Below are 12,585 nucleotides of genomic sequence, written 5' to 3' on the forward strand. Positions count from 1 at the left end.
GTACTGTGCACTTCCCGTCACCGAACGGTAAACTCCGCGCATTGCTGTCTGGAGCTATTTATGCGCGAAGCGTTGAATCAAGGCCTGATCGACTTCCTCAAGGCCTCCCCTACTCCTTTTCATGCCACTGCCGCCCTGGCCCAGCGCCTGGAAGCGGCCGGTTACCAGCGTCTCGACGAGCGCGAAACCTGGGCCACCGAAGCCAACGGTCGCTACTACGTGACCCGCAACGACTCCTCGATCATCGCCTTCAAGCTCGGCCGTCACTCGCCGCTGCAGGGCGGGATTCGCCTGGTGGGCGCCCATACCGACAGCCCGTGCCTGCGGGTCAAGCCCCAGCCCGAGCTGCAACGCCAGGGCTTCTGGCAGTTGGGCGTGGAAGTCTACGGCGGCGCCTTGCTGGCGCCGTGGTTTGACCGCGACTTGTCCCTGGCAGGCCGCGTGACGTTCCGCCGCGACGGCAAAGTCGAAAGCCAACTGATCGACTTCAAGCTGCCCATCGCCATCATCCCGAACCTGGCCATTCACCTGAACCGCGAAGCCAACCAGGGCTGGGCAATCAACGCCCAGACCGAACTGCCGCCGATCCTCGCGCAGTTTGCCGGTGACGAGCGCGTGGACTTCCGAGCCGTGCTCACCGAGCAACTGGCGCGCGAGCACGGGTTGAACGCTGATGTGGTGCTCGATTACGAGCTGAGCTTCTACGACACCCAGAGTGCAGCTGTAATTGGCCTCAATGGCGACTTCATCGCCGGCGCGCGCCTCGACAACCTATTGTCGTGCTACGCCGGCCTGCAAGCCCTGCTCAACAGCGAGACCGACGAAACCTGCGTACTGGTGTGCAACGACCACGAAGAAGTCGGTTCCTGCTCGGCCTGCGGTGCCGATGGCCCGATGCTGGAACAGACCCTGCGACGCCTGTTGCCGGAGGGTGATGAATTCGTACGTACCATTCAGAAATCCCTTTTGGTGTCGGCGGACAATGCCCACGGTGTGCACCCGAACTACGCCGACAAGCACGACGCCAACCACGGCCCCAAGCTCAATGCCGGCCCGGTAATCAAGGTCAACAGCAACCAGCGCTACGCGACCAACAGCGAAACCGCCGGGTTCTTCCGCCACCTGTGCATGGCCGAAGAAGTGCCGGTACAGAGCTTTGTGGTGCGCAGCGACATGGGCTGCGGCTCGACCATCGGCCCGATCACCGCCAGCCACCTGGGCGTGCGTACCGTGGACATCGGCCTGCCGACGTTTGCCATGCACTCCATTCGTGAACTGTGCGGCAGCCATGACCTGGCGCATCTGGTGAAGGTACTGGGTGCGTTCTACGCCAGTCGCGACCTGCCTTGATCCAAAGGCTGAATACAGCCAGAAATGTGGGAGGGGGCTTGCCCCCGATGCGGTGGGTCAGCTAAAAACAAGCTGACTGACAGACCGCTATCGAGGGCAAGCCCCTCCCACATTTGGTTTACGTACCTGATCTATATCATCTGCACTTCCCGCAATCCGACCTAGACTTGTCAGTATTCCCACTCCGACAAGGCCGTCGCACCATGATCTCCATGTCCTCCTTCCACGCCATGCTTATCCCTATTCTGATCGGCATGATCATGCTCGCGGTCGGCTTCAACTTTCGCGACAAGCCCCTCGGCGTGTTCGGCATGTGGATCGGTATGCTGCTGATCCTGGGCACCGTGGTGTACAAGATCCTCGCCAAACTGGCCGAATGACGCGTGCACTCGTACACTCGCTCAACCCGTCGTTTCCAAGGTTGACCGCCTCGTGCTTTCCCGTCTGTTTGCCCTGCCCTGCTACCTGCTGATCGCCCTGTTCACCCTGCTGCCGCTGACTTCTGCCCAAGCAGTCGGTTTGCCCGGCCTGCTCGGCAGCACTAACAAGTCCCAGCCCCAGGCAGAAGTGCCCCTCGGCCAATCGCTGGACGAGGTGATCAAGACCCTGGAAAACGACCAGCAGCGCACCCAACTGCTGAGCGATCTGAAAAAACTCCGCGCCGCCACACAAAAAGCCCAGCCGGCCGCCGAACAGGGCGTGCTTGGGCTGATCGGCAGCACGCTGTCGACCCTGGAGCAACAGTTCTCCGGCAACGACAGCCCGCTGGGGCGTTGGTCCGATGAGATCGACCAGGCCAAGGACGAACTCGACGCTTTGATGCTGCCGGCCAACGAATGGCTGCCAATCATTTTTGGCTTTGCCCTTATTCTCGCGGTGTGGAGCCTGCTGGCCTACGTGCTGATATGGCTCAGCCACCGCGTCCGCGAACGGTTCGGTCTGCCTGAAGAACTGCCGCAACACCCGCGCACCTGGGACATGGTGCGCTTTGCCCTGCGCAAACTGGGCCCGTGGCTGATCGCGCTGGTGATCACCGTGTACATGAGCTACGCACTGCCCTCTTCCCTGGGTAAATCCCTGGCGATGGTGTTGGCTTACGCGCTGGTGGTCGGTACCTGTTTCTCAGCCATCTGCGTGATCGCGTTCTCTTTGCTCGACGGCCCGCACCGCCATCGTGCGCTGTATATCCTGCGGCACCAGGCCTTTCGTCCGCTGTGGTGGATCGGCAGCTTTGCCGCTTTTGGTGAAGCCCTGAGCGACCCACGCCTGGTAACCGCGCTCGGCCAACACCTGTCTCACACCGCCGCAACCGTCGCCAATGTGATGGCGGCGTTGTCCACCGGCGTGTTTATCCTGCGGTTTCGCCGCCCGATCGCCCACCTGATACGCAACCAACCGCTGTCGCGCCGCCTCACCCGTCGCGCCCTCAGCGACACCCTCTCGATCATCGGTTCGTTCTGGTACCTCCCGGCCTTGCTGTTGGTGGGCATTTCGCTGTTTGCCACGTTCGTCTCTGCCGGCGACACCAGCACCGCCCTGCGCCAATCGCTGCTGTGCACGGTGTTGCTGGTGTTGTGCATGGTCATCAACGGTCTGGTACGCCGCCATGCTCTCAAGCCGCAACGCGGGCACAAGCGCCATGCGCTGTACTCCGAGCGCCTGAAAAGCTTCATCTACACCCTGGCCCACCTGGCGGTATGGCTGGTGTTTATCGAGCTGGGCCTGCGGGTCTGGGGCCTGTCGCTGATTGGCTTTGCCGAAGGCGAGGGGCATGAAATCGCGGTCAAACTGTTCGGCCTAGCCGGTACGCTGCTGTTCGCCTGGCTGATCTGGATCCTCAGCGACACGGCGATCCACCACGCCCTCACCCGCTCGCGCAAAGGCCTGGCCAATGCGCGGGCGCAGACCATGATGCCGTTGATCCGCAACGTGCTGTTCGTGACGATCTTCATCATTGCCGCCATCGTCGCCCTGGCGAATATGGGCATGAACGTCACACCGCTGCTGGCGGGTGCCGGTGTGATCGGCCTGGCCATCGGTTTTGGTGCGCAGTCGCTGGTGGCGGACTTGATCACCGGCCTGTTCATCATCATCGAAGATTCCCTGGCGATTGATGACTACGTGGATGTAGGCGGCCACCTCGGCACCGTCGAGGGCCTGACCATCCGCACCGTGCGCCTGCGCGACATCGACGGGATTGTGCACACCATTCCGTTCAGCGAGATCAAGAGCATCAAGAACTACTCGCGAGAGTTCGGCTACGCGATCTTCCGGGTGGCAATTCCGTACAACATGGACATTGATAACGCGATCAAGCTGATCCGTGATGTCGGCCAGAAAATGCGCAATGACCCGCTGCAGCGCCGCAATATCTGGTCCCCGCTGGAGATCCAGGGGGTGGAAAGCTTTGAGTCAGGCAGCGCGATCCTGCGCGCCCGGTTCAAGACGGCGCCGATCAAGCAATGGGAAGTGTCACGGGCGTTCAACCTGTCGCTGAAACGGCATCTGGACGAGGCCGGGTTGGATTTGGCCACACCTCGATTGAGTGTGCAGGTGGTGACGGGAGCTTCGGGTGGGCTGGAGAAAGAGAAGGACGCTTGAAGTCGCCGCACCCACCTTTGCCGAGCGGCTTGTTATGGTGAGCGGGCTTGCCGTGCGCTGGAGCGCGAAGCGGTCCTGAACGGGTGGAATGCGGTGTATCTGATACAACTCAGTGGCTGGAGTGGGGCTGCTTTGCAGCCCAGCGCGGGGCAAGCCCGCTCACCGCACCAGGCCCGCTTGCCACAATACGCGCGCTCACCCCATAGAGCCTGACTACCTGACACAAACCGCCATGTTTAAACGAGCGCTGCTCCATCCATCTTCTGGCGCAAGCTCAACGGGCGCATATCAGTCCAGGTTTCTTCGATGTAGGCCAGGCACTCTTTCTTCATGCCGCTCTTGCCCACGGTGCGCCAGCCTTCCGGCACGACCTTATAGTCGGGCCAGATGGAATACTGTTCTTCATGGTTGACCACTACCTGAAACAGGATGTCGTCGCGGTCAAATACTGAGGTCATTGCTGTTCTCCATCGCAAAAAGCTGGCTGCGCACCACGCGCAGCACTGATATCTGTAGAAACGTACCAAGCCATCGAAAAATTAGAGGCTGTCCACGGCGGCGGCCAGGGCACGCCCGAAGATCTCGGCCACACGGTCGACTTCAGCGGCGGTGATCACCAGCGGCGGCAGGAAGCGCACCACGCTGCCATGGCGACCACCCAGTTCCAGGATCAGCCCGCGCTTGAGGCACTCGCGCTGTACCAGCGGCGCCAATTGGCGGTGCACCGGAGGGTGGCCCTGGGTATCGAGGGTGCCGTCCGGGTCGACCAGTTCCACACCGAGCATCAGCCCGCGACCTCGAATATCCCCCAACTGCGGGAAGTCGCGTTGCAGGATGCGCAAGTGTTCGCCGAGGCGCTCGCCCATAACTGTCGCGTGGCCGGGCAGGTCGTGTTCCTTGAGGTAGCGCATCACCGCCGAACCCGCCGCCATAGCCATTTGATTGCCACGGAACGTGCCGGCATGGGCGCCCGGCAGCCAGGTGTCGAGCCAGTCGCGGTACACCACCACCGCCAACGGCAAGCTGCCGCCGATGGCCTTGGACATCACCACCACATCCGGAATGATGCCCGCGTGTTCGAAGGCGAACATCTTGCCGGTGCGGCCAAAACCGCTCTGGATTTCGTCGACAATCAACGCCACACCCGCCTGCTCGGTGATGCGTCGCAGGCCGCGCAGCCAGTCGAGGTCGGCCGGGATTACGCCGCCTTCACCCTGCACCACTTCAACAATCACCGCCGCCGGCAGCAACACGCCAGCTTCCGGGTCGTTAAGCAGGTTTTCCAGGTAGTGCAGGTTGACCCGCACACCTTGCGCACCGCCCAGACCAAACGGGCAGCGGTAATCGTAGGGATACGGCAGGAACTGCACGCCATTGCCAAGCAACGCCCCCAAGGGCTTCTTCGGCCCCAGGCTGCCCATCAGGCTCAAAGCGCCTTGGCTCATGCCGTGATAACCGCCCTGGAACGACAGCACGGTGCTGCGCCCGGTGGCGGTACGGACCAGTTTCAGCGCGGCTTCCACCGCATCAGTGCCAGTGGGCCCGCAAAACTGGATCTTGGCTTCCCGCGCCAACTCGGCCGGCAACAGACCGAACAAGTCCTGCACGAATTGATCCTTGACCGGCGTAGTCAGGTCGAGGGTGTGCAACGGCAGCTCATCACTCAGCACTTGCTGGATAGCGTCGATCACCACCGGGTGGTTATGCCCCAGCGCCAGGGTGCCGGCCCCGGCCAGGCAGTCGATGAACTGGCGGCCTTCCACGTCTTCCACGTAGATGCCCTTGGCACGTTTGAGCGCCAAAGGGATACGCCGCGGATAACTGCGCGCATTGGATTCCTGCTGGCGCTGACGGGCCAGCAGCGGTGTTTCGTCGAACTGGTAGAGCGTTTCCACAGGCGCCGGGCTGACATGCACTGGGGCGCTTTCGATACGGCTGGTAGCGACAGACATCTCTCTATCCCTCAATACGCTGATGATGGTGACCAAACTGCCAATCCGTTGGCGTCTGGCCCAAGGGCATGCGCACGGATTTCCTGTTCTGGAAACGCATCAGCGGCTGAGGGATTTAGGGCTGGTGATCGTTAACTGATGCCGTTGAACGGTGCTCTGCGTCAAAGTCCTCGGTATTTCTCATTCAAGGCATACAGGATCGCGCACGTCTCGGCATCCAATACGCCACGATAATCCCCCGGCCGAAAGTGCATCTGAAACGCCCGCGTGCGCTGCTCAAACGCCTGTCGATTCTGCGCCGGTTTATACCCATATCGCTGAAACGCACGCTCCACTTCCACTTCCGGCGGCAGCCCTACACAAAATCGGCGTTGATACATCGTCCGCGCCGCCTCATCGAACCAGGCACCTACACCGGCGTCGTACAAGCACCGCCAAGGCAGTCGAGGCCCTGGATCACTCTTGCGCCAATAGGCCACGTCCGAATGCCCGAGAATGTCGGTCGGGCCGATCTGCGGGTAGCGTCCGAGGATGTCGCGCACCAATGCACTCAACACTTCAATCTGTTCGTGCGAGTACTCAGGAAAGGTAAAGACACCCGCATCGTCCCGTGCCAGGTTGACGATCTCGATGCCAATGGAGCGGCTATTGAGGTTGTCCCACCCTGCCCATTGGCTCGCACCGGCATGCCACGCAGACTTGGTTTCATCCACCAGGCGAAACGCGCGCAGTTCGTCATACCCGGCAGCGCGGTAACCAGGCTCATCCGGGTCGGGCAAAAGATAGTGAGCGCTGACCCCCTCCTGCGTCAGCGTCTGCAAGGAGGATGTGAAGGGAGCTGCGGTGTAATGCAGGATCAACTGCCGCACGGTTTCACCGTTGCGTTCATTGAAGCCTTTGGCAGGAAAAGTGGTATCGATGACTAACATAAGAACTGTCCTTTTCAGTACAGGCCGAGTCCTTCGGCCCGTTCAAGTGCAAAAAAATTACCGCCATCCTGAAGCGCTGAACTTCAAGAGGGCGGTAACTATTTGGCAGATGAAAAAAGATCAGCGCCGTAACGGCATACCCAGCTCGACGCGCAGGCCATCCGCCTGGCTGTCGAACGTCAACGAGCAGGAACAGCGCTGCACAATCGCTTGCACGATTGCCAAGCCCAGGCCGCAGCCTTCGCTGTTGCCATTACGCCAGAAGCGTTGGGTCAAGTACTGCAGGTCTTCGCTGGAAATCTGCTTGCCGTGGTCACGCACGCGAAACACCACGTTGCCTGCCTGGGTGAACAGACTGAGTTCCACGCGAGTGTCCGCCGGGGTGTGGCGCAAGGCGTTGTCCAGCAGGTTGCGCAGGGCCGCAACCGCCAGGCCAACGGGCATTTCCACCGGAGCGTTGGAAAGGTTGTCCGGCAGGATCAGGTCGATGCGTGAGTTATCGCCAGCATTGGCATCCTGGATCGCCAGCCGTGCGACGTCTTCGGCGCTGGACTGCACGCCATCGTCAAACGACAGGCTGCCTTCCACTCGCGCCAGCAACAGCAATTGTTCCAGGGTGCGATGCAGGCGGTCGGCGCCCTCCTCAGCGTGGGCCAGGGACTGGTCGCGGGCCGCACCTTCGGTCATGCGCGCCACTTGCAGGTGGGTCTTGATCGCCGTCAGCGGGCTGCGCAGTTCGTGGGCCGCGTCGCCAGTGAGGCGACGTTCGCGCTCAATGGTCTTGGCGATACGCTGCAACAGTTGGTTCTGGGTGTCGAGCAGCGGTTTGAGTTCGCTGGGCAGCGGGTGGATCTGAAGGGGTTCGAGAGAGTCCGCACTGCGCCGCATCAGCGCATCGCGCATACGGTTGAGCGGCAGCAGGCTCTGGCCGATGCCCAACCACAGCAGGCACAGGCAACCGAGCATGGCCACGCCCACCGGCACCGATGCCGCCAGCAGGATCGACATATTCAACGCCTCGCGCTCCACCTGGCGGTCGGCGGTGGTGATCAGCAGATCGCCACGGGACAGGGTAAAGCTGCGCCAGCCCACGCCGTCGATCTCTTGGTCGCGAAAACCGCTGCGTTGGGACTCCAGGCCCTGATCCGGCGTGGTGTGGCTTCGCGCGAGGATTTCCCCGCGCAAGGAGCTGACCTGGCAGGCCATGCCGCCCGGCACATGCAGTTGCTCGGCACTGAAATGCGCGCCGCCGCTGACACTGGCCAGGCCCGGCATCTGCTCGGTCAGCCCCGCCACCATGCGCGCCGACGCCACCAGGCGCTGGTCGAGAGAGAACATCATCTGGTTGCGCAGGTCGTTGAGCATCCAGGCCGCTGCCAGGGCCCAGATCAACACGAATGCGGCGCCGAGCTTGAACGTCAGGCGCAGGCGCAGGCTCTTCACGAAACGTTCTCTCCATCATCCGCCGGGCCCAGGCGATAGCCCAGACCACGCACGGTCTCGACAATGCCATTGCCCAATTTGCGCCGCAGGTGGTGGATATGCACGTTGAGTGCGTTGCTTTCCAGCTCATCGTTAAAGCCGTAGACGCTGTCCTTGAGCTGCTCACTGGACAGCACACGGCCCTTGTTGTGCAGCAGGGCCTGCAACAGCGCCTGCTCACGCCGGGACAAATCCACCGGCTGGCCACCCAACAGGGTTTCACGGCTGCTGGGGTCATAGGTCAACCGGCCGTGTTCGATCAAGTTGACGCTGCGCCCTGCCATCCGGCGCAGCAGGGTTTGCAGGCGGGCGGCTAATTCGCGCAAGTCGAAGGGTTTGAGCAGGTAGTCATCGGCGCCGGCTTGCAGGCCGTCGACGCGGTTGGTCACCGAGTCCCGCGCGGTGAGGATCAGCACCGGAATCTCCAGGCCCTGGCTGCGCAGTTGCTGCAACAGCTTGAGGCCGTCTTCGTCGGGCAGGCCGAGGTCGAGCACCATGATGTCGAAAGTCGCCGCTTTGAGCATCGCCCGAGCAGCCGCAGCCGTAGCCACGCGCTCGACGGTAAAACCCTGGGCGGTGAGGCCGGCCACGATGCCGCTGGCGATCAGTTCGTCGTCTTCACAGACCAGTACGTGCATGGTGAACCCTTCATAAAAGATGGGGGTGATTAAAGGTGCAGCGGATTAAGCGCAGATTATGCCGTGAAAAGAGGCAAGCTCAGATAATCCCTACACTTTAGAATAGCCCCGGTTAATCATCGGTTAATCAACGCCACACATTGTGTGCCTCACTTGTATCGGACTAAGGCTTGACCATGCGGCATCTTTTTACCTTTCTGCTGGTGTTGTTCGCCGGGTTGGCCCAAGCCGCGCCGGGCAACCCGTTTGAGACCAAACCCGATTTCCTCCCGGTGGGCAAAGCTTTCACCTTTACCTCCGAACCTCTTGAAAGTGGCGAGACCCAGCTGTATTGGCAGATTGCCGACGGTTATTACCTGTACAAGCAGCGCATGAAGTTCGAGGGCCTGACCGCACAGCCGGCACTGCCGCAAGGTGAAGCCCATAGCGATGAGTTCTTCGGCGAGCAGGAAGTGTACCGCCAGGGCCTGGAAGTGAAGCTCCCTGCTGGCGCCACCGGCCAGATCAAGCTGGGCTGGCAGGGCTGCGCCGATGCTGGCCTGTGCTACCCACCGCAGTCGATCACCGTGGACTTGGGTGGCAATCCTGCCGTAGCGGCCACCGCTCAAGCCCAGGACCAGAGCCTGGCCAGCGGCCTGCAACAGCGCAGCCTGGGTTGGAGCCTGCTGGTGTTCTTCGGCCTGGGCCTGCTGTTGGCGTTTGCACCGTGTTCGTTGCCGATGCTGCCGATCCTCGCGGGCCTGGTGGTGGGCAGCGGCGCCAGCCCTCGCCGTGGTTTTGCCTTGGCCAGCAGCTACGTAGTGTGCATGGCGCTGGTGTATGCCGCGCTGGGCGTACTGGCTGCGTTGCTCGGCGCCAACCTCGCCGCCCTGCTGCAAACGCCGTGGATATTGGGCAGTTTCGCCGCTCTGTTTGTGCTGCTCGCCCTGCCGATGTTCGGCTTCTTTGAACTGCAACTGCCCGCCTTCCTGCGCGACCGACTGGACAACGTCAGCCGCCAGCAAAGCGGTGGCAGCCTGATCGGTGCGGGTGTGCTTGGTGCGCTGTCCGGCCTGCTGGTCGGCCCGTGCATGACCGCGCCCCTGGCTGGCGCCCTGCTGTATATCGCCCAAAGCGGCAACGCGCTGCACGGTGGCTTGATCCTGTTCGCCATGGGCATCGGCATCGGCATTCCGTTGTTGCTGCTGGTGACTGTCGGCAACCGCTTCCTGCCCAAGCCGGGCACTTGGATGAACGTGCTCAAGGGCATCTTCGGCTTCCTGTTCCTGGGCACCGCCGTGCTAATGATTCGCCCGGTAGTTGGCGAAAGCCTGTGGGTCGGCCTGTGGGGTGCATTGGCCCTGGTGATGGCCTACTGCGGTTGGACCCTCGCCCGCGAGTACGGCCTGGCGGCCAAGGTATTCGGCGCCGGCTCCCTGGTGCTGGGCCTGTGGGGCGCGGTGCTGGTGGTGGGTGCGGCCGGTGGCAGCGACGACCTGTGGCAACCGCTGAAGGTGTACAGCGGCGCGAAGGTCGCCGGGGCGCCCTCCGCCCATGACGCCTTCATGACCATCAATGACCCCGCCGTGCTGCAAAACCAACTCGACAGCGCCAAGGCCCAGGGCCAATGGGTGCTGGTGGATTACTACGCCGACTGGTGCGTGTCGTGCAAGATCATGGAAAAACAGGTGTTCGGCAAACCCGCAGTTCTCGACGCCCTAAAAGACGTGCGCCTGCTGCGCCTAGACGTCACCGCCGACAATGCCGCCAGCCGCGAACTGCTGGGCCGCTACAAGGTGCCGGGGCCACCGAGCTTTGTCTGGATCGGCCCCGACGGTGAAGAACGCCGCGCACAACGCATCACCGGCGAAGTGAATGCCGACGCCTTCCTGCAACGCTGGACGCAAACTCGGGACGCCCTCTGATGCTGACCCTGACCATCGGCACCTTCGCCATCGCGCTGAATCACATCCTGCTGATCAGCGCGTTGATTCTCGCCACCCTGGTGGGCTGGCGCGTGGCCAAGCGTGGTGGTGAAAACCCGGAGTCAGTGCTGTTCAGCCTGTTTCTGCTGGGCATGCTCGCGGCCCGCGTCAGCTTTGTGCTGATGTACTGGAGTTACTACAGCAGCGACTGGCTGCAGATGGTCGACCTGCGCGACGGCGGCTTTCTCGCCTGGCCAGGCATCATCGCCCTGCTCATCGGCGCAGTGCTCTACGGCTGGCGGCGACCGGCGCTGCGTAAGCCGTTGAGCGCCGGGGTCATCACCGGTCTGCTGTTCTGGGGCATGACCAGCCTTTCCTTGAGCGTGTATGAAAAAGGCACACGCCTGCCAGACATCACCTTGCGCAACGCCAATGGCGAAGTGGTGCAACTGGCGGACTACCAGGGCGGACCGCTGGTCATCAACCTGTGGGCCACCTGGTGCCCGCCATGCCGCCGCGAAATGCCGGTGCTGGAAAGCGCCCAGCGCATGCGCCCTGACGTGACCTTCCTGTTCGTCAACCAGGCCGAAAGCATGCAAAGCGTCAGCACCTACCTGGCCACCCAAGGCCTGAACCTGGACAACGTGCTGTTTGACGCCAGCGGTCGCCTCGGCCAGGCCGTGGGCTCCATGGCCCTGCCGACCACCTTGTTCTACCAAGCTGATGGACGCCTCATCAACAGCCACTTGGGCGAGTTGTCCCAGGCCAGCCTGGCCCGTGCCATGGAACCCTTCGACACCGCCCCTGCTGCCACAAGGAAACCGACATGCGAAGCCTCCGCCACCTGTTGAGCCTCTTACCACTGACGCTGGCAGCCAACCTGGCCCACGCCGATGACTGGCCGGCACCGATCAAACAGATCGAAGCCAAGGGCGCCAAGATCATCGGCAAGTTCGACGCCCCCAGCGGCCTCACCGGCTATGCCGCGCAATACCAGAATCGAGGCATGGCGCTGTACCTGACCGCCGACGGCAAACACGTGATCGCCGGCAACCTGTACGACGCCCAGGGCGATGACCTGAGCACCGCGCCGCTGGAAAAACTGGTGTACGCGCCGATGGCCAAGGAAGTCTGGGCCAAGATGGAAAAAAGCAGCTGGATCCAGGACGGCGACAAAAACGCACCGCGTATCGTCTACCTCTTCAGCGACCCCAACTGCCCGTATTGCAACATGTTCTGGGAACAGGCCCGGCCGTGGGTCAAAGCCGGCAAGGTGCAGTTGCGCCACATCATGGTCGGCATCATCCGCGAAGACAGCGCCGCGAAATCGGCCGCCCTGTTCGCCGCCAAAGACCCGCAAAAAGCCCTGGAAGAACACGAAGCCGCCGGCAAGAGCAGCAAATTGCAGGCACTGCCAAAAATCCCGGCCGATATCGAAGCCAAGCTCGATGCCAATATGAAGTTGATGGATGAACTGGAACTGTCTGCCACCCCGGCGATTTTCTACCTGGATGACAAGGGTGGGCTGCAGCAACAGCAGGGTGCGCCGTCGCCGGATAAGTTGGTGAAGATCATGGGGCCGAAGTAAGCGGCGCCTGGTTTGACGCCATCGGGGGCAAGTCGAATCGTCGCACCGTCCCTCCCACAGTGGTTTGGGTTCACACATTTCTATTGGTGAATACATTCAAGTGTGGGAGGGGGCTTGCCCCCGATAGCAGTGGGTCAGCCA

The 12,585-nt window shown here is 62.1% G+C and carries 11 protein-coding genes; 6 read left to right on the top strand and 5 right to left on the bottom strand.

The genetic code is table 11. The features are described from left to right. The first annotated feature begins 60 nt into the window (after positions 1-60). From G9Q84_RS09505 to G9Q84_RS09515, 3 genes are all read left to right on the top strand, one after another. The gene (locus G9Q84_RS09505; RefSeq protein ID WP_181643234.1) at positions 61-1,350 is read left to right on the top strand and encodes a M18 family aminopeptidase; all 1,290 of its coding nucleotides are present in this window, start codon (positions 61-63) and stop codon (positions 1,348-1,350) included. Positions 1,351-1,553: 203 nt separating this feature from the next. Further along, positions 1,554-1,730 (top strand): hypothetical protein, encoded by a 177-nt coding sequence (locus G9Q84_RS09510; protein ID WP_010208820.1) that lies wholly within the window; start codon positions 1,554-1,556, stop codon positions 1,728-1,730. A gap of 52 nt (positions 1,731-1,782) precedes the next feature. After that, positions 1,783-3,951, top strand: a complete 2,169-nt coding sequence (locus G9Q84_RS09515; protein ID WP_032887985.1) for a mechanosensitive ion channel family protein — start codon at positions 1,783-1,785, stop codon at positions 3,949-3,951. A gap of 236 nt (positions 3,952-4,187) precedes the next feature. Here the strand turns inward: G9Q84_RS09515 and G9Q84_RS09520 are convergent, their stop codons facing one another. From G9Q84_RS09520 to G9Q84_RS09540, 5 genes are all read right to left on the bottom strand, one after another. Continuing rightward, positions 4,188-4,409, bottom strand: coding sequence for an MbtH family protein (locus G9Q84_RS09520; protein ID WP_032887983.1), 222 nt, complete (start codon positions 4,407-4,409; stop codon positions 4,188-4,190). An 81-nt stretch (positions 4,410-4,490) separates the two neighbouring features. Further along, entirely contained in the window at positions 4,491-5,903 is a 1,413-nt protein-coding gene (locus tag G9Q84_RS09525) for an aspartate aminotransferase family protein (RefSeq protein WP_122754410.1), read from the bottom strand. Between the two features lie 161 nt (positions 5,904-6,064). After that, on the bottom strand, positions 6,065-6,832 hold the full coding sequence (locus G9Q84_RS09530) for an N-acetylmuramoyl-L-alanine amidase (protein ID WP_181643235.1): 768 nt from the start codon (positions 6,830-6,832) through the stop codon (positions 6,065-6,067). 120 nt (positions 6,833-6,952) lie between these two features. Further along, positions 6,953-8,275 carry an ATP-binding protein gene (locus tag G9Q84_RS09535; protein WP_099603036.1) on the bottom strand — a complete coding sequence of 441 codons (1,323 nt, stop codon included), beginning with the start codon at positions 8,273-8,275 and terminating at the stop codon, positions 6,953-6,955. Continuing rightward, positions 8,272-8,952, bottom strand: a complete 681-nt coding sequence (locus G9Q84_RS09540; RefSeq protein WP_032887975.1) for a response regulator — start codon at positions 8,950-8,952, stop codon at positions 8,272-8,274. Before G9Q84_RS09540 ends, G9Q84_RS09535 begins: the two co-directional genes overlap by 4 nt. Positions 8,953-9,128: 176 nt before the next feature. On the opposite strand from G9Q84_RS09540, the gene dsbD reads away from it, so the two are divergent. From dsbD to dsbG, 3 genes are read left to right on the top strand one after another with little or no spacing between them, the layout of a single operon-like run. Beyond that, on the top strand, positions 9,129-10,856 hold the full coding sequence (gene dsbD, locus G9Q84_RS09545; protein ID WP_181643236.1) for a protein-disulfide reductase DsbD: 1,728 nt from the start codon (positions 9,129-9,131) through the stop codon (positions 10,854-10,856). Next, positions 10,856-11,707, top strand: coding sequence for a TlpA disulfide reductase family protein (locus G9Q84_RS09550; RefSeq protein ID WP_095185451.1), 852 nt, complete (start codon positions 10,856-10,858; stop codon positions 11,705-11,707). The genes dsbD and G9Q84_RS09550 overlap by 1 nt, the downstream gene beginning before the upstream one ends. Next, complete coding sequence (dsbG, locus tag G9Q84_RS09555; RefSeq protein WP_122754413.1) at positions 11,683-12,444, top strand: thiol:disulfide interchange protein DsbG; 762 nt, start codon at positions 11,683-11,685, stop codon at positions 12,442-12,444. Before G9Q84_RS09550 ends, dsbG begins: the two co-directional genes overlap by 25 nt. The last annotated feature ends 141 nt before the right edge of the window (positions 12,445-12,585 follow it).

It is taken from the genome of Pseudomonas sivasensis, assembly GCF_013778505.1.
In the GTDB taxonomy this organism is placed as follows: domain Bacteria; phylum Pseudomonadota; class Gammaproteobacteria; order Pseudomonadales; family Pseudomonadaceae; genus Aquipseudomonas; species Aquipseudomonas sivasensis.